This is a genomic window from Defluviitalea phaphyphila (assembly GCF_001466305.1).
GTDB lineage: Bacteria > Bacillota > Clostridia > Lachnospirales > Defluviitaleaceae > Defluviitalea_A > Defluviitalea_A phaphyphila.
In genome coordinates, this window is sequence record NZ_JWID01000002.1 from 270,030 (window position 1) to 289,663 (window position 19,634).

At 25.0% G+C, this 19,634-nt stretch carries 19 protein-coding genes; 15 read left to right on the forward strand and 4 right to left on the reverse strand.

All coding sequences use genetic code 11. From position 1 onward, the window contains the following. Positions 1–79: 79 nt before the first annotated feature. Positions 80–2,311, forward strand: a complete 2,232-nt coding sequence (locus OM90_RS02435; RefSeq protein WP_058485287.1) for a GGDEF domain-containing phosphodiesterase — start codon at positions 80–82, stop codon at positions 2,309–2,311. A gap of 51 nt (positions 2,312–2,362) precedes the next feature. Here the strand turns inward: OM90_RS02435 and OM90_RS02440 are convergent, their stop codons facing one another. Continuing rightward, positions 2,363–2,917, reverse strand: coding sequence for a cupin domain-containing protein (locus OM90_RS02440; RefSeq protein WP_058485288.1), 555 nt, complete (start codon positions 2,915–2,917; stop codon positions 2,363–2,365). Between the two features lie 180 nt (positions 2,918–3,097). On the opposite strand from OM90_RS02440, the gene OM90_RS02445 reads away from it, so the two are divergent. The 9 genes from OM90_RS02445 (at position 3,098) to OM90_RS02485 (ending at position 10,625) form a co-directional block, all read left to right on the forward strand. Further along, the gene (locus tag OM90_RS02445) at positions 3,098–3,469 is read left to right on the forward strand and encodes a zinc ribbon domain-containing protein (protein WP_058485289.1); all 372 of its coding nucleotides are present in this window, start codon (positions 3,098–3,100) and stop codon (positions 3,467–3,469) included. A 236-nt stretch (positions 3,470–3,705) separates the two neighbouring features. Further along, complete coding sequence (locus OM90_RS02450; RefSeq protein ID WP_058485290.1) at positions 3,706–4,278, forward strand: LemA family protein; 573 nt, start codon at positions 3,706–3,708, stop codon at positions 4,276–4,278. A 35-nt stretch (positions 4,279–4,313) separates the two neighbouring features. Beyond that, positions 4,314–5,078 (forward strand): TPM domain-containing protein, encoded by a 765-nt coding sequence (locus OM90_RS02455; protein WP_058485291.1) that lies wholly within the window; start codon positions 4,314–4,316, stop codon positions 5,076–5,078. A gap of 115 nt (positions 5,079–5,193) precedes the next feature. Further along, the gene (locus OM90_RS02460; RefSeq protein WP_058485292.1) at positions 5,194–5,667 is read left to right on the forward strand and encodes a methylated-DNA--[protein]-cysteine S-methyltransferase; all 474 of its coding nucleotides are present in this window, start codon (positions 5,194–5,196) and stop codon (positions 5,665–5,667) included. Between the two features lie 122 nt (positions 5,668–5,789). Further along, positions 5,790–6,752: a TIGR01212 family radical SAM protein gene (locus tag OM90_RS02465; RefSeq protein WP_058485293.1), complete on the forward strand. Its 963-nt coding sequence runs from the start codon at positions 5,790–5,792 to the stop codon at positions 6,750–6,752. 34 nt (positions 6,753–6,786) lie between these two features. After that, the gene (locus OM90_RS02470; RefSeq protein WP_058485294.1) at positions 6,787–8,070 is read left to right on the forward strand and encodes an HD-GYP domain-containing protein; all 1,284 of its coding nucleotides are present in this window, start codon (positions 6,787–6,789) and stop codon (positions 8,068–8,070) included. Positions 8,071–8,117: 47 nt separating this feature from the next. After that, on the forward strand, positions 8,118–8,807 hold the full coding sequence (locus OM90_RS02475) for a metallophosphoesterase (RefSeq protein ID WP_058485295.1): 690 nt from the start codon (positions 8,118–8,120) through the stop codon (positions 8,805–8,807). 121 nt (positions 8,808–8,928) lie between these two features. Further along, positions 8,929–9,201 carry a PilZ domain-containing protein gene (locus OM90_RS02480; RefSeq protein ID WP_058485296.1) on the forward strand — a complete coding sequence of 91 codons (273 nt, stop codon included), beginning with the start codon at positions 8,929–8,931 and terminating at the stop codon, positions 9,199–9,201. A gap of 62 nt (positions 9,202–9,263) precedes the next feature. Next, positions 9,264–10,625, forward strand: coding sequence for an RsmF rRNA methyltransferase first C-terminal domain-containing protein (locus OM90_RS02485; RefSeq protein WP_058485297.1), 1,362 nt, complete (start codon positions 9,264–9,266; stop codon positions 10,623–10,625). A gap of 36 nt (positions 10,626–10,661) precedes the next feature. Here the strand turns inward: OM90_RS02485 and OM90_RS02490 are convergent, their stop codons facing one another. Next, a complete protein-coding gene (locus tag OM90_RS02490) occupies positions 10,662–12,428 on the reverse strand; it encodes a M3 family oligoendopeptidase (RefSeq protein WP_202813779.1) in 1,767 nt (588 codons plus the stop codon). Positions 12,429–12,647: 219 nt separating this feature from the next. Here OM90_RS02490 and OM90_RS02495 point away from each other — a divergent pair, with 219 nt between their 5' ends. The 5 genes from OM90_RS02495 (at position 12,648) to OM90_RS02515 (ending at position 16,517) form a co-directional block, all read left to right on the forward strand. After that, positions 12,648–13,262, forward strand: coding sequence for a DNA-3-methyladenine glycosylase (locus tag OM90_RS02495; protein ID WP_058485298.1), 615 nt, complete (start codon positions 12,648–12,650; stop codon positions 13,260–13,262). Between the two features lie 95 nt (positions 13,263–13,357). Continuing rightward, on the forward strand, positions 13,358–13,732 hold the full coding sequence (locus tag OM90_RS02500; RefSeq protein ID WP_058485299.1) for a class II SORL domain-containing protein: 375 nt from the start codon (positions 13,358–13,360) through the stop codon (positions 13,730–13,732). A gap of 258 nt (positions 13,733–13,990) precedes the next feature. Next, positions 13,991–14,968 (forward strand): putative cytokinetic ring protein SteA, encoded by a 978-nt coding sequence (steA, locus tag OM90_RS02505; RefSeq protein WP_058485300.1) that lies wholly within the window; start codon positions 13,991–13,993, stop codon positions 14,966–14,968. 17 nt (positions 14,969–14,985) lie between these two features. After that, positions 14,986–15,702: a glycosyltransferase family 2 protein gene (locus tag OM90_RS02510; RefSeq protein WP_058485301.1), complete on the forward strand. Its 717-nt coding sequence runs from the start codon at positions 14,986–14,988 to the stop codon at positions 15,700–15,702. Continuing rightward, entirely contained in the window at positions 15,699–16,517 is an 819-nt protein-coding gene (locus OM90_RS02515) for an MraY family glycosyltransferase (protein WP_058485302.1), read from the forward strand. Before OM90_RS02510 ends, OM90_RS02515 begins: the two co-directional genes overlap by 4 nt. A gap of 2 nt (positions 16,518–16,519) precedes the next feature. On the opposite strand, the gene OM90_RS02520 is transcribed toward OM90_RS02515, so the two are convergent. Next, positions 16,520–17,779: a 6-phosphofructokinase gene (locus OM90_RS02520; protein WP_058485303.1), complete on the reverse strand. Its 1,260-nt coding sequence runs from the start codon at positions 17,777–17,779 to the stop codon at positions 16,520–16,522. Between the two features lie 20 nt (positions 17,780–17,799). Then, a complete protein-coding gene (locus OM90_RS02525) occupies positions 17,800–19,551 on the reverse strand; it encodes an Rqc2 family fibronectin-binding protein (protein ID WP_058485304.1) in 1,752 nt (583 codons plus the stop codon). Positions 19,552–19,634 lie beyond the last annotated feature (83 nt).

Below are 19,634 nucleotides of genomic sequence, written 5' to 3' on the forward strand. Positions count from 1 at the left end.
TAGGTCTTATGTATCAAAACAATAGTTCTTTTATACTATTTATTAATACTATTTGATATTTATAATAGGAGGACTGGATATGGAGCTTACAAAGGATAAATTATTTAAAGAAACTAAAGAAAAATCATTGAAAGCATTAGAAATTAAAAATGAAAAAGAAGATATAAATAAAAAAAATGATATATATAAAATTCTTATAAAAGAAACAAATGATATTTTAGAAATAATAGATTTAGATGGAAATATAAAATATATAAATGGAATATCTGAAAAAGTTATGGGATATAAGCCAGAAGATTTGATAGGTAAAAATATATATGATTTTCATAGAGGATATCATTTAAGTATATTAAAAAAAATGATAAAAGATGCTATACAATTTCCTAATAAAGTAATTCAAGAACTTATTTCTTTTAATAATAACTTAGGGAAAAAGATTTATTTAGATGTAAGAATCAAAAATTTAATTAATGAGCCTACTATAGAAGGAATTGTAATTAATTTTAGAGATATTACAAATTCAATAAAAAAAGAAGAGCAAAAAAATTATATTTTTACATATGATAGACCAACAGGGCTTCCAGACCATAATTATTTAAATAAGCAATTAGAAATTGAATGTAAATTAAGTAATAAAGAAAATACTACATTTGCTCTTATAGTCGTAGATATTGACAATATAAAAAATATTAGTTATTCCTTAGGAGATATAATAGCTAACAAATTGATTTTAAAAATGTCAAAACAATTAGTAGATTTTTCAAAATTACATGAAGAAATATTTGTTAGTAGAATTGCGTATGATCAATTTGGTCTTATAATAAAGGGATTAAAAAAACATGAAGATTATAGAAAAATTGCTGAAGAGTTAATTTTATTATTTTCAAGCCCTTATAGTATAGAAAAGTATGAATTAGATGTAACAGTAAATATAGGAGCATGTATATATCCGGATGATGTAAAATATGTACATTCTATGAGAAAGAAAATAAACTCAATTTTAATTAGAGCTAAAAAGGAAGGTAAAAATAAAATAAAGTTTTATTCTCCAGACTTAGACATACAAAATTATAAAGAGTATTTAATTAGAACACATTTGCGTCATGCAGTGAGAAAAAAAGAACTAAAACTTTATTATCAACCCATAGTAAATCTTAAAAATCATAAAATATTAGCAGGAGAAGCATTAATTAGATGGGAACATCCAGATTGGGGGATTGTATCACCCAATGATTTTATTCCTTTAGCAGAAGAGACAGGAGTAATTGTAGATATTGGAGAGTGGGTATTAAGAGAAGTATGCTATAATTATAAACAATGGATAAAAAAAGGTCTTCCTGAAATAAAAGTATCTATAAATGTTTCAAGTGTACAATTTTTAGAAAGCAATTTTGTAGAGCATATAAAAACTATTATTAATGAATTTGAATTAGATCCTCATTTTTTAATAATAGAAATTACAGAAAATACAATTATAAAACAAACTAATAAAATAATTTCTGATATTAAAAAGCTTAGAGAGTTGGGAATAGAAATAGCTATTGATGATTTTGGGACAGGATTTTCTTCTCTGTCATATTTGAATTTATTTGATATTGATATTTTAAAAATAGATAAATCTTTTATAAAAAATTGTGTATTAGATAAAACAAGCAATATAATTACTAGTACCATTATTAATATGGTTAAAAAACTTAAAATTAAGTCAGCTGCTAAAGGAATAGAAACATGGGAACAATTAAATTATTTAAGAGAATTAAATTGTATTGTAGGACAAGGATTTTTATATAGTAAACCAGTTGATGTAGAAACATTTGAAAAACTTCTATATAAAGGGAAATGCAACCCTGTAATAGTTAATAATTTAAAAATAACTTCTCGTACAGAAAGAAGAAGATTTTTTAGAGTTAAATTTTTCAAATTATTAGAAGCAAACTTAACTATTAAAGAAATAAAAGGTAAAAAAGTAAAAGTAGGAAATACTAAAGTATTAGTACAAAATATTGGACCAGGAGGATTATGTTTTATATCAAATATAAAATTACCTGTTGAAAAATATTTTATTATACAATTTACAACAGAACTAATAGAAAAAACAATTAAAGTAAATGGACAACTTGCTTGGTTAGAGGAAATAGATGACAATTTATATAAATATGGAGTAGAATTTATTATAGATGAAAAAGAAAGATATGATTTAATAAAAATATTAAATAAAGTCCAAATTAAAATAAAAAAAGATATATTATTTTCTGATGGAAGTTTTACTAATGATTCTCCTAAAAAGTATTTTAATTCAATTATAAAATAATATAAATTAAAGCATTTACTCTCCCAAAGGAAAGCAAATGCTTTAATTAAATTAATAGCAATGAGTTTTTTCATCTGCTTCAGCTTCAGCCTTAGTTTTATGGATTGTTCCCCAAGGATGTTCTGGAGGTGCATAGATGGAATATAATTTCATAGGAATATTGCCAGTATTTATTATATTATGCCATTTGCCGGCAGGAATAACTAATGCATAATCATCAAAAAGTTTTTCTTGAAAATTTAAATTGTATTTCGTATTACCCATTTTAACAATTCCTTCTCCTTGTTCAATTCTTATAAATTGGTCAATATTAGGATGTATTTCTAAACCTATATCTTCTCCAGGGTTGATACTCATTAATGTAATTTGTAGATGTTCTCCTGTCCATAAAGTAGTACGAAAGTTATTATTTTGTTTAGTGGCTTCATTAATATTAATCACAAAAGGTTCTGGACCATAGTCTTTGATTTGAATAGAGTATTTAGGATGATTATAATTATACATTGAAGGATAGTAGGGATAAGGATAGGGCTTATACATGTTATAAGGATAATTATGTTGTGGAATATTAGAATATCCAGGATATTGACCATGAAAATTATACATATTCCTAACTCCTTTCATAATGTTATATCATTATAGTATGTTTTTAATTTATAGGATGTGTAAAATAAAAAAGTTTAAAAATAAAATAAATTTATTTCATAGATTGTGATATAATTTTAAATAAACATAAGGTATTGAACATAATTTTTTATAATTGATTAATAAAAGAAGGAGGAGCTTATGTTTTTTATAGGAATATTTGGAATTGAACAAAAACAAAAAGAAATATCGATTAAAAAAAATACAATTTGTCCTGTTTGTGAAGCTTTAGGTAATTATAGACTTATAAAATCATATAATTATTTTCATATATTTTTTATACCTATATTTAAATGGAATATTCAATATTATATAACAACATCGTGTTGTAAAAAAATGGTTGAAATAAATGAAGAAGTAGCAAGGAAAATTGAAAATGGAGAAAATGTAGAAATTGATAATAAAGATGTTAAAATGTTATATAATAATGTTCAGAAATTCTGCCCTAATTGTGGTTTGGAACTTAACACAGATTTTAAATTCTGTCCTTATTGTGGGCATCCTATATTATAATATATTTATATTGAAATATAAGTTATAGATTGAGTATTTAATAAAAAAAAGTATAAAATATATTATAAGTTTAAAAATTTATTTGTTAAGATATAAACAATAGAATAATTTTTATAGAATAGATAAGTTTATAATAATTGGATATTATATTTATGTAAATTTAAAACGTGACTTTTAAAAATTATAAAAATAATTGTATAATAAAATTATAAGTATGTATTAGAAAGGAGATAATTATGCAAAGGTCAAAATCAGGATTTATTATTTTAGGGGTTGTTGTATTATTTATATTTATAATAGGATTTGGAATTGTTACAAGTTATAATAATTTAGTTGTATTAAATGAAGATATAGATGGAAAATGGAGTCAAGTAGAAAATAATCTTCAAAGAAGAGCAGATTTAATTCCTAATCTAGTAGAAACTGTAAAAGGTTATGCTGCTCAAGAACAAGAAATTTTTACTGCAATTGCCGAAGCAAGGTCTAAACTTATAGGAGCAACTGGAGTAGATGAAGCGGCTAGAGCAAATGATGAATTATCTAGTGCTTTGAGTAGATTATTAGCTTTAAGTGAATCTTATCCTACGTTAAAATCAAATGAAAATTTTATTGCGTTACAAGATGAATTAGCAGGAACAGAAAATCGAATTGCAGTAGCAAGAAAAGATTATAATGATGCAGTACAAGTTTATAATACTAAAATAAAAAGATTTCCGACTAATATTATTGCAAATTTATTTGGATATAATGAAAGAGAATATTTCCAAGCTGATGAAAGTAGTAAAGAGGTCCCAAAAGTTGAATTTTAATAGTTATAGTAAATTTGAAAACAGGACGGGATAATATGAAAAAAATTAATATTTTATTGCTTGGAATTATAATATGGGTATTGGGTGGAATAAATTTAATTAATGCAGATATAACACTTCCTACGCCAACAAAAAATTATGTTAATGACTTTGTGGGAGTTGTAAATACCGATACAGTACAAAAAATACAAAAGCTAGGAGAAGAATTAGAAGAAAAAACAGGAGCACAAATATTAGTAGTTATTATTGATAGTCTTCAGGAAGTATCCATTGAAGAATATTCTCTTAAATTATTTAGAGAATGGGGAATAGGACAAGAAAATCAAAATAATGGAGTTTTATTATTAATATCTACAAATGAAAGAGAATCAAAAATTGAAGTTGGATATGGATTGGAAGGAGCTTTGCCAGATGGTAAAACGGGAAGAATACAAGATAATTATCTTATTCCATATTTATCAGAAGAAGAGTATGATAAAGGAATTTTAGCAACATATCAAGCTTTGGTTATAGAAGTTGCTAAAGAATATGGAGTAGAAATTACATCGAATTTAGAAGATATAGAAAATTTAGAAGACGAAGCATCAGACAGTACAAGAATTGTAATTTTTATAATTATTGTCATAATATTGGATTTAATATTTTTTAAAGGAAGGTTTACTAATTTCTTTTTTGAAATATTTTTGTGGAGTTCTATATTTAATAATCGCCGAGGTGGCCGAGGAGGAGGTTCCTCTGGTGGAGGATTTATGGGTGGAGGAGGTTCCTCTGGTGGAGGAGGAAGCAGTCGAAGTTGGTAAAAGACTGTATTATCTTATTTTATTATAATTACAGTTTTCCATGTAAAATTCCATATTTACTTAAAAATGTTTTGAAAAATTATATAAAAATTTGTTATAAATAAAGAGGGATAAGATGTATAATGTTTTTTATTATGATACATTAGTTGGAAAAATAACAATCGTAGAAAATGGGAATTCTATTACACATCTTAAATTTGGAGAATATATTCCTGATTTACATTTTAAAATAAATGAAACGAGATTATTAAAAATATGTAGAAAGCAGTTGGAAGAATATTTTAAAAGAAAAAGAAAAAATTTTGATTTGCCTTTAAGCTTAGAAGGAACAGAATTTCAACTAAAAGTTTGGAAAGCTTTGCAAGAAATTCCTTATGGTCAAACTTGTAGTTATAAAGATATAGCTAAAAAGATAAATAATCCTAAAGCTTCAAGAGCGGTAGGTATGGCAAATAATAAAAATCCAATATCTATAATTATACCTTGTCATAGAGTTATTGGATCAAAAGGTAATTTAGTAGGATATAGAGGAGGATTAGATATAAAAGAAAAACTTTTATATTTGGAAAAGTCTCGGCGATTATATTAGGGTATAAATTTCCTTATAGATAATATCTATAGGGAATTTTTATTTAAAAGATATTTTGTAATAACTTGAAATTTAAATATAATGTTAACATAATAGTAATTTAAATTTAAATGGAGGAAAATATGTTAAAAAAATATCATATTTACAGAAAATATTCAGATTATTTAAAAGAAAAATATGGTGAAAAAGTTTATAAACTTCCTATTAATTTGCCTGTTTCTTGTCCTAATAGAGATGGAGTCATTGGATATGGAGGATGTACTTTTTGTGGTGAAGAAGGAACAGGATTTGAAAATTTATCTAATTTAATTACTGTTTCTGAACAAATAAAAAGAAATAAAAAATATATAGGTGAAAAATACAAAGCAAAAAAATTTATAGCTTATTTTCAAAATTTTACTAATACTTATATGTCTTTATCCATTTTTAAAACATTTATAAAAGAAGCTATAGAAGAGGATATAGTTCAAATTGCTATTTCAACTAGACCAGATTGTATAAGGAAAGAATATCTTGAATTTTTGAATGAAATAAAATCTAAATATAATATAGATATTTTAATAGAATTAGGACTTCAAACAGTTAATTATCATTCTCTTTTAAAAATTAATAGAGGACATACTTTAGGAGAATTTATTGATGCAGTACTTATGATAAAAAAATATAATTTTGAAATATGTATTCATTTAATTTTGAATCTTCCGTGGGATACTTATGATGATGTAATAGAAAATGCAAAAATATTATCAGCACTTTCTATAGATCAAGTTAAGCTACATTCTCTTTATATTGTTAATAATACAGAAATGGGAAATCAATTTAAAAATAATGAGTTTGATATGATATCAGTAGAAGAATATAAAAATAGAGTAATAGCTTTTTTAGAACATCTTGACCCTAATATTATAGTACAAAGGCTTATAGGAAGGGCTCCTAAGGAAAATACTTTATTTGTTAATTGGAATATGAGTTGGTGGAAAATTAGAGATGAAATAGAAGAAGAGATGAAAAAAAATAATCAATATCAAGGAAGATTATTTAATTATTTAAATGGAAAAGCAGTAAAGCATTTTTTTAACGATTAAAATATAAAATATTAGAACAAAAGAGGCGAAAATTATGACAGAAAAAATTAAAATATCATTATTTGAATTAATGATTACTTTGTCTAATGTAATAGATGTTACAAGTTCTAAAATGCATAATCATCATTTAAGAGTTGCATATATATCCTTTCGTATAGGACAAAATATGGGATTAACAGAAGAACAACTAATTGATATGATTTTAGCATCTATAGTTCATGATATAGGGGCTCTTTCATTACAGGAAAGAATAGATACTTTAAATTTTGAGATTGCAGACGCTAAACAACATACGAAAGTAGGATATAAACTTTTAAAACAATTTCCTCCCTTTAAAAAAATTGCTGAAATTATAAGATATCATCATGAAAATTGGATTTCATGTAATAAAACTGAAGAAAATATACCTATAGAAAGTTATATTGTAAGTTTAGCAGATAGATTAGAGATACTGGTAAGAAAGAATGAAGAAATATTGTCTCAATCAAATAAAATTATTTCTAGAATTTTAAATCAAAAAAATATTATCTTTATGCCTGAAGCATTAGAAAGTTTAAAAGAACTTTCTAATAAAGAGTATTTTTGGTTAGAATTAACATCAGACTTTATTAAAGAAATTTTATCTGAAGAAATAAATTTTCCTACTATTGAACTTAGTACTGATGACCTTAGTAATATGGGGAAATTATTTGGGCATATTATTGATTTCCGTAGTCGTTTTACAGCGACTCATTCTAGTGGAGTGGCTATAACTGCACAAGTTTTAGGAGAATTACTTGGGCTTAAAGAAGAAACATGTAAATTTTTAAATATTGCAGGATATCTTCATGATATAGGTAAGTTAGGAGTTCCTATAGAGATATTAGAAAAAGCAGGAAGTTTATCAAAAGAAGAATTTAATATAATAAAAAGACATTCTTTTTATACATATTATATTTTAGATACTTTTAAAAGTTTAAAAAATGTTAGAGATTGGGCTGCATTTCATCATGAAAGGTTAGATGGGTCAGGATATCCTTTTCATTTAAAAGAAGATAGACTTTCTTTTGAATGTAGAATAATGGCAGTAGCTGATATTTTTACTGCATTAACAGAAGATAGACCTTATAGAAAAGGTATGACTAAAAAAAATGTTATATCTATATTAAAAAATATGGTAGAAGAAAAAAAGTTAGATAAAAAAATAGTTTTATGTCTGATAAATAATTATGATGTAATTAATGAAAAAAGAATTATTGCTCAAAATAAAGCATTAGAAGAATACAAAGAATTTTTGTATAATGATAATAAATTAGAAAAAATTATTAAAGTTAATTGATTTATTTTTGAATTATTATTTAGTAAATGTAAAAAAAGAGGTGCTATATGGCTATTTATGCAATAGGAGATTTACATTTAAGTGGATTCGTTAATAAGCCCATGGACAAATTTGGACCTATTTGGGAAAATCATCAAGAAGAAATTAAAAAGAATTGGTTAGAAATAATTAAGGAAGAAGATACTGTATTAATTCCTGGGGATATTTCTTGGGGAATGACTTTAGAAGAAGCTTATGTAGATTTAGAATATATAAATAATTTACCGGGTAAAAAAATATTGGTTAAAGGTAATCATGATTATTGGTGGAAATCTGTATCCAAATTAAATAGCCTTTATGAAAATATGTATTTTTTACAAAATAATTTTATACCAGTAGAAAGTTATGCTATTTGCGGTTCAAGAGGATGGATTTGTCCTAATGATATTAAATTTAGCCTTCATGATAAAAAAATATATGAAAGAGAAGAAAAACGTTTAAGATTATCTATTGAATTAGCTAATAAAAATAAATATAATAAAATAATTGTTATAATGCATTTCCCTCCTACTAATGATAAATTAGAAGGTTCTTTATTTACAAACTTGTTTGAAGAATATAAAGTAGAAAAAGTTATTTACGGTCATCTTCATGGCGAAGATTCTTTCAAATTAGGATTAAAAGGATATAAAAATGGAATAGAGTATAAATTAGTTTCTTCAGATTATATTAAATTTAAACCGATTTTAATTGTTTAAGGTAATAATATTAGAAAATTATGTAGATTTTAATATAATTTTAATTATAAAAAATATTGTACTTATATGGAAATTATTGTACAATAGTAAATATAAATATTAATTATAGGGGCGTGAAACCATGAGTTTTGTAGAAAAAAGAAGGTTTTTACGTTTTGTTGATGAATCAGAAGTTAAGATTAAATTTAAAGATACTATTAATACATATCAAATGAAAAATTTTTCAGCAGGAGGATTTATGATTGTTTATGCAGAAGGATTTGAAATAGGAGATATTGTAGATGTTATGATTGATTTTGGTTATGGAGAATTTGCTACTAAAGCCAAAGTAAAATGGCAAAAAAAAGATGTAGGTATAGGATTTGAATTTTTAGATACTCAACTATTTTCTTAAATAAAAAGGGCTTAAATAGCTCTTTTTTTATAGTTAATAAAAAGTATAAAAGGAGATATATAATGCAATTACCTATAGAGTTTGAAAAAAAAATGAAAAATATTTTAAAAGATGAATTTAATGAGTATATAAAATCTTTTAAAAAAGAAAGAAGTTATGGACTTAGAACAAATACTTTAAAAATAACTCCAGAAGAATTAAAGAAGAAGGTGAATTTTAAATTAATACCAGTTCCTTGGTGTAAGGAAGGATTTTATTATAAAGAAGAAGATAAGCCAGCAAAACATCCATATTATCATGCAGGATTGTATTATATTCAAGAGCCTAGCGCTATGTCTCCCGGAGCAGTTTTAGATGTTAGACCAGGAGATAAAGTATTAGATTTATGTGCTGCTCCAGGAGGGAAAAGTACCCAATTAGGAGCAAAATTAAAACAAAAAGGAGTTTTATTTGCTAATGATATAAGTGCAACTAGAGTTAAAGCATTGATAAAAAATATAGAATTAGCTGGAATTAGAAACGTAATCATTACAAATGAATCTCCAGAAAAGTTATCTCAACGATTAGAAGGATATTTTGATAAAATATTAATTGATGCTCCGTGTTCTGGAGAAGGAATGTTTAGAAAAACTCCAGAAATAATTAAAAATTGGGAGAGCAAAGGGCCAGAATTTTATTGTTCTATACAAAGAGATATTCTTATTCAAGGAGCAAAAATGTTAAAACCTGGAGGATATATTTTATATTCTACTTGTACTTTTTCACCAGAAGAAAATGAAGGAATTATAGAGGAATTTTTAAGTAAACATACTAATTTTGAAGTAGTTCCAATTTCTCATAAAAATGGTTTTAGTCAAGGACGGCCTGATTTAGTAGAAGCTAGAGAAACATTAAAAGGAGCGGCAAGATTATGGCCTCATAAAATAAAAGGAGAAGGACATTTTTTAGTTCTTTTAAGGAAGAAAGTAGAAGATATAAAATATCAATTTTCTATACCTAAAAGAACATTATCAAGAGATATATTAAATAATTTCAATAATTTTATAAAAGAAAATTTTCATGATGAGATAAAGGGAGAATTCGAAATACATGGAGATGGATTGTATTTATTACCAGAAGGTATCCCAGACCTTAGAGGATTAAGAGTTGTGCGTTCTGGATGGATGTTAGGGAAGTTAAAAAAGAATCGTTTTGAACCTTCCCAAAGTTTTGCTATGGGATTAAATAAAGAGATGGTTAAAAATATAATAAACTTTTCATTAGAGGATTCTAATGTAATTAAATATTTAAAAGGAGAAACTCTTTCTATAGAAGGAAATAAAGGATGGAATCTTATTTGTGTAGACGGATATCCTTTAGGATGGGGGAAAATTCAAAATAATATGTTAAAAAATAAATATTCTCCTGCATGGAGATGGATTTAAGTGTATATCAATATATAAAAAGGGCAAAAGCCCTTTTTACATATTGATAAATTTTTCTATATCTTTTTCAATTAATTTAAGAGAATTTCTCCAGAAATCTAAAGAATGAAGGTCTATATTCATTTTCTTTGCCACATCTACTAAATTATTTTTACCAGTAGAAGCTAGTAAATTATTAAATTCAGGTACAAAATCCTTTCCTTTTTCTAAATAGATTGCATAAAGTCCTTTAGAGAATAAAAGTCCAAAGGCATAAGGGAAATTATAGTAATTATAATCAGCAGAATAATAATGAGGTTTACATATCCACATATAAGGATGAAGATAGTTTTTATCAAGTCCATCTCCATAAGCTTTGATTTGGGAATCTAACATTAATTGATTTAATTCATCAACTGATAAAGAATGATTTTCTCTTCTTTTAAAAACTTCATCTTCAAATAAAAAACGACTATATATATCTACAATAACTTGAGTAGAACTCATTAAATCACTTTCAAGTATGGCAAAGGCTTCTTCTTGACTAGCTTCTTTAAGTGCTGCGTTTATTATAATTGTTTCTGCAAAAATAGAAGCAGTTTCTGCAATAGGCATAGGATAATCGCTATTTAAATATGTTTCATTTTTCAAACATTCTCCGTGGTAGCCATGACCTAATTCATGGGCAAGAGTAGTGACATCATTAAACATACCTGTGAAATTGCTAAGTATTCTACTTTCTTTTATGGAATGAATATTAGAACAAAAGGCTCCACCTCTTTTGCCTTCTCTAGGTTCAGCATCAATCCATTGTTTTTCAAAAGCATTTTTAGCAAAATTACCTAAAGAAGGACTAAATTTACTAAAATTTTTTACTATAAAATTCTGTGCTTCTTCATAAGTGAATTTCATTTCTATTTCTCCTAGAGGAGCAAATAAATCAAAAAATGGCAAACCATTTTTGTGCCCTAAAATTTCTGCTTTTTTTCTAAGATATTTTCTAAAAGAAGGAAGACTTTCTTTTATAGCTGTAAACATGGCATCTAAAGTTTCTTGATCCATTCGAGAATGAATTAAAGTCATTTCTAAAGGAGAAGAATATCCTCTTATTTTTGATTCTGTAATAACTTCTCCTTTGATTCCATTTAAAGCGGCAGCAGAAGATTCTGCTATTTTATCATAAGCTTTTAATTCGGCTTCATAAGCTTTTTTTCTGATAGAAGCATCTTTTTCATAAGCCATATTTCTAACTATAGAAAGGGGTAATTTTTTTTCTTCTCCATCAATATTAATATCCACAAGCAAAGTAGAAGAAAGAAGTTCTTGAAGTTTTTCCCAAGCTTTTGAACCAGTATTTTTCATTTTAGCTATTAAAACTTCTTCTTTTTCATTTAATAAATATTTAGTTTCTGCAATAAATTCATTTAAATAAAATGTGTGTTCTTTTAAAAGGTCTGAACAAGAGATCAATGTATCTAAATTTTCAAATTTACTTAACCATTTTTTGAATTTTACTAAAGGTTCAGCTAAATCGGTTGATTTATTTTCTAATAACTCAATTATTTGAAGAGCCTGTTCATTTTTTGCGTCTACACTTAAGGTAAGAAAAGCAAATTCGTATAAACGGCTATATATATTACCAAATTCAATTTGCATTTTAAGGAAAGTTTCTATTTTATATACAGATCCTTCAACTGTATCTAAATTAAACTTTACCCAATCGTTAATTTTAGTGATTAATTCAAAACATTTTTTCATATCATTTTTAAATAAATCTGAATCAAAAGAAGGATATAGTTCTTTTAAACTCCAACGCATATTCATAGTATATTATTCCTCCTATAAAATATTTCTTTTATAATAATACCCTTATTTTAAACAAAGTACAATGTTTTATAAAATAATTGTTTAAGTATTAAAAATAAATCATTTTTATAAATAATGAATATAATTAATAATTTTTATATTTATGTTATAATAAATATTAATTATAATTAAACAATTAATGGTATTTAAATTTAAAAATAAGAGGTTGAATCAAATATGAAAAAATTAAATAGAGATTTTTATGAAAGAGATACTTTAATTGTTGCAAAAGAATTATTAGGGAAATATATAGTACATAATGTTGAAGGAGAACAGTTAATAGGAAAAATTGTAGAAACAGAAGCTTATAAAGGAGCTATGGATAAAGCTGCACATAGTTATAAAAATAGAAGAACTCCTAGAACAGAAGTTATGTTTGGACCAGCAGGATATGCTTATATTTTTTTAATTTATGGCATGTATTCATGTATGAATATAGTAACTGAAGAAGAAAATAATCCTTGTGCAGTGCTAATTAGAGCAGTGGAGCCAATTAAAGGATTTAACAATATGGCAAAAAGAAGATTTAATAAAAATTATAATGAATTAACTAACACACAGAAATTAAATATAAGTAATGGACCGGGAAAACTTTGTCAAGCGTTAAATATTACCATGCAGGACTATGGTACAGACCTTTGTAAAGACAAACTTTATATATGTGAAGATAATAAAAAAGAAAAAATTATTATAAAACAAGATAAAAGAATTAATATTAGTTATGCAGAAGAGGCAGCAGAATATCCTTGGAGATTTTATATAAAAGATAATCCTTATGTGTCAGTAAAATAAAAGTCAAAATAAGTTAAAAAATTGTTGTTTGTTTAACTTATATATTTTTAGATATAAGCAAATACTATTAATGATTATTTTAAAGGAGGATTATTATGCAAAGTTTAGGAGAATTATTACAAACAGGAGATTGGAAAGGAGAAAAGCATGTTCCTGTAATTCATATTCCTCAAACTATTAAAAAAGGAGAAACTTTTCAACTTAAAGTATCAATAGGAGATGAAATTAAACATCCTAATGAATTAGAGCATCATATTAAATGGATTAAATTATATTATTTCAAAGAAGATGGGAAATTTCCTGTAGAAATTGCCACATTTAATTTTAGTTCTCATGGGGAAGCGGGGGTAATAAGTGAGCCAGTAGGATGTGTGGATGTTAAACTTAATTCTTCAGGCTTTATTTATGCTATGGCTTATTGTAATATTCATGGTTTATGGGAAAATAAAGTAGAAATAAAACTAATATAATAAAAAGCACTTATGAATAAATCAATTTTTTATAGATTTATTCCATAAGTGCTTTTTATTATTAGAAATATTGAAATATATAATTTTAACTATGCATTTTAATATTTATTATGAAATCAAAAAATACTGATATGAATTTAATTATGTATTATAGTATAAAATATTAATTAAAAAATTTTTATTCTATAAGAGTTTTAGTTATATTTATTTCAAAATTATGCATACTAAATAAAGATAGAAAATAAGTGGGTGGAAAATATGAATATAGTTGGAGTTGCTAAAGTAGATTATAAAACAAAAAATTTAATTCCAAGAATTACATCAAAAGATATAGCAATTATAGACCATGAAGACTTAGATTATGCCTGTGCCTATGGTTTAGCATCTAAAAAAGTGAGAGCAGTTATAAATACATCTAGTTTTATATCAGGGAAATATCCTAATAGAGGACCTAAAATACTTCTTAATGCAAATATTCCTATTTATGAAAATGTAGATAAAAATATATTTAAATATATTAAAGAAAATGATACAGTTAAAATTCAAGGAAATATTTTAATTAAAAATAATTTAAAAGTTTTTTTAAAGCCATTTACTAGAAAACAATATTATATATCTCAAAAAATATCTAAAAAAAACATACAAAATCAGATGAATAATTTTATAGATAATACATTATATTATATGAGGAAAGAAAAACAACAATTATTTTTATCTAGAAAAACACCTACTTTAAATATAAAAATTTTTAATAGACCAGTTTTAATTGTCATTAGAGGAGAGCATTATATAGAAGATTTAATTAGGTTAAAAAAGTTTATAAATAAAAATAATCCAGTTTTAATTGGAGTAGATGGAGGAGCCGATGCATTTAATTATATAGAAATTATTCCAGATATTATTTTTGGAGATATGGATAGTGTGTCAGATTATACTTTAAAAAATACTAAAAATATAATCGTGCATGGTTATCCTAATGGGATATGTCCAGGGGAAAAGAGATTAAAAAAGCTTAAATTAAACTATAAAAAATATTTCTGTTTTGGAACTAGTGAAGATGCAGCTATATTAATGTCGTACTTTATGGGAGCATCTATTATTATAACAGTAGGAAGTCATAATAATATGATTGACTTTTTAGAAAAAAATAGAAGAGGAATGTCAAGTACCATTTTAACTCGTATGCTAACAGGATATAAATTAATTGATGCGAAAGGATTTTTTAAGTTATTTTAATAAGTCAGGTGATTATATTGGATGAAAAGGTATCAGTAATAATTCCTGTTTATAATGAAGAAAAAAGAATAGAAAAAACTATTAAAGGACTTATAAATATTAAAGAAATAGGAGAAATTATTATTGTAGATGATGGTTCAAAAGATAATACAAAGGAAGTGGTTTATAAAATTAAAAATAAAAAAATATTATATTACAGATTTAAAAAAAATTTAGGTAAAGGTGCTGCTTTAAGAAAAGGAGTAGAAATTTCTAAATATCCCATAATAGCGTTTTTAGATGGAGATTTAGGAAATACTTCTAAAGAAATAATTAAATTAATAAAACCAATTTTACAAAATAAAGCAGATGTTACTATTGCTTGTTTTCCGAAGCCTAGTATTAAAGGTGGTTTTGGAATTGTAAAAAAAGTTTCTAAAATAGGCGTTAAATTTTTAACAGGAAAAGAAATTAAAAATCCTATTTGCGGTCAAAGAGTTATGAAAAAAGATATTCTTTTGAATATAGAAATACCTAATAGATTTGCAGTTGAAGTAGGGATGATTATTGATATATTAAATCAAAATTTTAAAATAAAAGAAATTCCAGTTATGATGAAACATAGAGAAACAAAAAGAGATCTTAAAGGATTTCTTCATAGAGGAAAAGAATTAAAAGATATAATATATATTTTAATAAAAAAATACTATAAATTAAAAAAATATAAAACTATATTAGATAATGGTGAAGTATGATTTTATATTTATTAGGAGGAATAATATCTTTTGGTATATCATTTTTTTGGAAAACTTTAATTCTTGAATTTCTTTTAAATCATAATATAAAAGCTTTAAATTATAAGAAAAAAGAAATCCCTGTAGGTACTGGAATATTAATATTATTATCTACTATAATTTCAAGTTTTTTTCTTCTTTTTATTACTAATGAGCCTATTATGTATTTTATATATTTATTTGGATTTTCTTTAATAGGATTTGCTGGAATATTAGATGATTTAGTAGGAGAAAATAATATAAAGGGATTAAAAGGACATTTCGGAAAAATGTTTAAAGGAGAGTTAACCTCTGGAGGATTAAAAGCATTAATAGGAGGCATATCCTCATTGTTTGTTGCATTTTCTTTTTCAATGGATGTATTTGATTTATTTATAAATACTTTATTAATTTCACTTTTTATTAATGCAATGAATTTATTTGACGTTAGACCTGGAAGGACAATTAAAGTTTTTATTATGATTAGTATTATTATTTGGATATTATCAAAAAATCCAGATAGATTTCTTACTATTTTATTAATAGGAAGTATTATACCTGTTATAAAAGGAGAATTAAGAGAAGAATATATGCTAGGAGATGTTGGGTCGAATATATTAGGTTATACTCTTGGATTTACTAGTGCAATATCTTTAAATTTATATACAAAAATTTTTTTCGTTATGATTTTGATATTAATTCATATTTTAGGAGAAATTACATCTATAACTTTTTTAATTAATAAAAATCCATTACTTCGATATATAGATAAATTAGGACAAAAAAATAACGGATAACATCATCCGTTATTTTTGATACATTTTTTAGGTATTAATTCTTTTTTTAGATTTGCATATCTAGGAAGTCCATGTTCTATTGGGAGAGCTACTTCTCCTTGGATAAGAGGATATATGTAATCTATGCATTCTTGAGTTACATAATTACCTTCTTTATTAATCCAACTTAATGGAACTTTCTTTTCTAAATTGGCTACTTTTTTAATTTCAACTAGTTTTGTATCGTATTTATAAGGATTATTACTTATTCTTTTTATTCCTACTAAAAATCCTGAGTTTCCTTCTAAAGCATATTGTACTGCTTTTTTTCCTACATAATATGCTTCTTCAATATCAGTTTTAGAAGCAAAATGCATTGCAGAACGCTGTAAAATATTAAGCTGTACTACTTTTACTCTTTTTGTTGATATATTATTTTTTAAGAAGTCACCTAAAATATGTCCTACTCCTCCTAATTGAGAATGTCCAAAAGAATCATATTCAGGAGAATCCATATGTTCTATATAATTGCCATTTTCATCTTTAATACCTTCAGAAACGACAATCATTACTTTTCCTTTTTTATGGTATACATTTAAAACATCTTTTTTAAATTTTTCAAAACTAAAAGGAACTTCAGGTAAATAAATTAAGTCTGGAGTATCAAATTTAGTATTGTTAGCTAAAGCAGAAGCTGCAGCTAACCAACCAGCATTTCTTCCCATAACTTCAATAATTGTAATAGTATTAGCATCATATACAAGAGAATCTAAAGTACATTCTAAGGTGCTAGTTATAATATATTTTGCTGCACTGCCAAATCCGGGACAATGGTCAGTTCCTTCTAAGTCATTATCAATAGTTTTAGGGATTCCTAATATTTTAATATCATAATTTATTTTTTTTGCATAATTATTTAATTTTGCTACAGTGTCCATTGAGTCATTTCCACCAATATAGAAAAAATATCTGATATTATGAGCTTTAAAAACTTCAAATATGCGAATATAATCTGAGTTATCTTCATCAAGATTAGGCAATTTATATCTACAAGACCCTAATCCTGATGAAGGTGTAGTTTTTAAATATTCTAATTCTTTTTTATCTTCTTTTCTTAAATCAAAAAGTTCTTCTCGAATTACTCCTAAAATTCCATGTTTTGCTCCATAGATATTTTCAATATTTTTATTAGAAAGAGCTTCAGAAATAACTCCATAAGCACTAGAGTTAATAACTGAAGTAGGACCACCAGATTGAGCAACAATACAATTACCTTTTAACATTTTTTATTTCCTTTCTTTATTTAAATTTTTAATTGTTGTATTTTTAATTCATCGGGAGTAACATAAATAGTTTTTTGATTATCATATATAACCATTCCTGGTTTAGCTCCATTAGGTTTTCTAACATGCTTTTTAAAAGTATAGTCAACTGGGACATTACTAGAATTTTTTGCTTTACTGTGAAGCGCAGCAAGATTTGCTGCTAAAATAAGAGTGTTTTTAGGTACTTCTTTATTTTTAGTTTTTATTATAACATGAGAACCAGGAATATCTTTAGTATGAAGCCATAAATCTGTAGGATTTGCAAAACGAAGAGTAAGTTCATCATTTTGACGATTATTTTTTCCTACATAAATATCAAAGCCTTCTTTAGAAACAAAATGTAAAGGTTTTGATTTTTCAATTTCTTTAATTTTATTTCGTTTTTTATTTTTTATATAACCCTGTTCTTTTAATTCTTGTCGTATATCATTTATGTCATTTTCATCTGTGCTAGATTGGATAGCACTTAATAAAGATTCTAAGTAAATAATTTCTTCTTCTGTTTGTTTAAGTTGCTTATTAAGAGCAGTATATGTTCTTTTAGCTTTGTTATATTGTTTAAAATATTTTTGAGCATTTTCAGCAGGAGTAAGCAAAGGGTCTAAGGGAATAGTGATTTCTGGTTGATTTTCATCATAAAAATTTATAGTATGAAAAGAATTCATACCTTTTGAAATGGAATAAATATTGGCTGTAATTAATTCTCCGTATATCCGCAATTCCTCCCTATTAGATATATCTTTTAGTTGTTTTAATTGTAAATCCTTTTTTTTGTAACAACGTTCTAAATTATTTTGTATAATTTTATGAATATCACTAGATTTTTGTTTGATTCTCGACATACGGTCTTTTTCACTATAATATGTTTCTATCACATAAGAGATAGAATCAAACTCTTGTTTTTTATACCCTATAAATTGAGTTATGTCAATAGAAGAAAATTCAATAGGGTTATTATTAGCCGGATCAAATATTATTTGAGGGGTAAATAGATTATTTTTAATTATAGAAAAAATATTGTTCATGACTTTAGAAATAGTTTTTTTATTTTCATAAGTTAATTTCTCTAAAGGAAGAGATGGGTCTAAATTAGATCTATGACATATTTCTGATGCAATAATAGGACTAATTCCTGAAAAAGATTGATAAATGGATTTTTGAAGTTTTGTTCCTTTTAAACCTTTTAAATAATCTCCATAATTATCAATTAGCAATGGATTAAGTTTATTTTGGGAAGGAGGTTTTATATATTTTTTCCCGGGTAGCACCTCTCTTACAGAACTTTTATCTTTGGATACATGAACAATACTATCAAGAATTTTATTATTATCATCTACTAATATTATATTACTATGTCGTCCCATTATTTCAACTATAAGTTTTTTAGTACATAAATCTCCCATTTCATTTAAAGTTTCTATGTGAAATTCTATAATACGTTCAAAATCTGGCTGTATTACATTAATTAACCTTCCACCCAATATATGCTTTCTAAGAATCATACAAAACATAGGTGGGGTACTTGGATTTTTCTTTTTTTGATTAGTAATATGAAGTCTAGGATAATTATTATGAGATGTAAGAAGTAATTTATAATTATTTTTTTCACTTCTTATTGATAAAACTATTTCGTCAGTTTCTGGTTGATATATTTTATCTATTCTTCCATACAACATAAATTTTTTAATTTCATAAACAATATTGGAAATGACAATTCCATCTAATGCCATATATATGCCTCCTTTATTAGTCATAAAATAGTATACCATTAAATATTTTACTTTAAAAGACTATTTTATATTATAAATAAACC

Excerpts from the sequence above, each read along its gene's own strand:
- OM90_RS02475 (WP_058485295.1), top strand. The coding sequence starts at position 8,118 with ATGGCTATTTATGCAATAGGAGATTTACATTTAAGTGGATTCGTTAAT.
- OM90_RS02465 (WP_058485293.1), top strand. The coding sequence starts at position 5,790 with ATGTTAAAAAAATATCATATTTACAGAAAATATTCAGATTATTTAAAA.
- OM90_RS02490 (WP_202813779.1), bottom strand. The coding sequence starts at position 12,428 with ATGAATATGCGTTGGAGTTTAAAAGAACTATATCCTTCTTTTGATTCA.
- OM90_RS02520 (WP_058485303.1), bottom strand. The coding sequence starts at position 17,779 with ATGTTAAAAGGTAATTGTATTGTTGCTCAATCTGGTGGTCCTACTTCA.
- OM90_RS02435 (WP_058485287.1), top strand. The coding sequence starts at position 80 with ATGGAGCTTACAAAGGATAAATTATTTAAAGAAACTAAAGAAAAATCA.
- steA (WP_058485300.1), top strand. The coding sequence starts at position 13,991 with ATGAATATAGTTGGAGTTGCTAAAGTAGATTATAAAACAAAAAATTTA.
- OM90_RS02480 (WP_058485296.1), top strand. The coding sequence starts at position 8,929 with ATGAGTTTTGTAGAAAAAAGAAGGTTTTTACGTTTTGTTGATGAATCA.
- OM90_RS02495 (WP_058485298.1), top strand. The coding sequence starts at position 12,648 with ATGAAAAAATTAAATAGAGATTTTTATGAAAGAGATACTTTAATTGTT.
- OM90_RS02515 (WP_058485302.1), top strand. The coding sequence starts at position 15,699 with ATGATTTTATATTTATTAGGAGGAATAATATCTTTTGGTATATCATTT.
- OM90_RS02455 (WP_058485291.1), top strand. The coding sequence starts at position 4,314 with ATGAAAAAAATTAATATTTTATTGCTTGGAATTATAATATGGGTATTG.
- OM90_RS02460 (WP_058485292.1), top strand. The coding sequence starts at position 5,194 with ATGTATAATGTTTTTTATTATGATACATTAGTTGGAAAAATAACAATC.
- OM90_RS02470 (WP_058485294.1), top strand. The coding sequence starts at position 6,787 with ATGACAGAAAAAATTAAAATATCATTATTTGAATTAATGATTACTTTG.
- OM90_RS02485 (WP_058485297.1), top strand. The coding sequence starts at position 9,264 with ATGCAATTACCTATAGAGTTTGAAAAAAAAATGAAAAATATTTTAAAA.
- OM90_RS02525 (WP_058485304.1), bottom strand. The coding sequence starts at position 19,551 with ATGGCATTAGATGGAATTGTCATTTCCAATATTGTTTATGAAATTAAA.
- OM90_RS02450 (WP_058485290.1), top strand. The coding sequence starts at position 3,706 with ATGCAAAGGTCAAAATCAGGATTTATTATTTTAGGGGTTGTTGTATTA.
- OM90_RS02445 (WP_058485289.1), top strand. The coding sequence starts at position 3,098 with ATGTTTTTTATAGGAATATTTGGAATTGAACAAAAACAAAAAGAAATA.
- OM90_RS02440 (WP_058485288.1), bottom strand. The coding sequence starts at position 2,917 with ATGTATAATTTTCATGGTCAATATCCTGGATATTCTAATATTCCACAA.
- OM90_RS02500 (WP_058485299.1), top strand. The coding sequence starts at position 13,358 with ATGCAAAGTTTAGGAGAATTATTACAAACAGGAGATTGGAAAGGAGAA.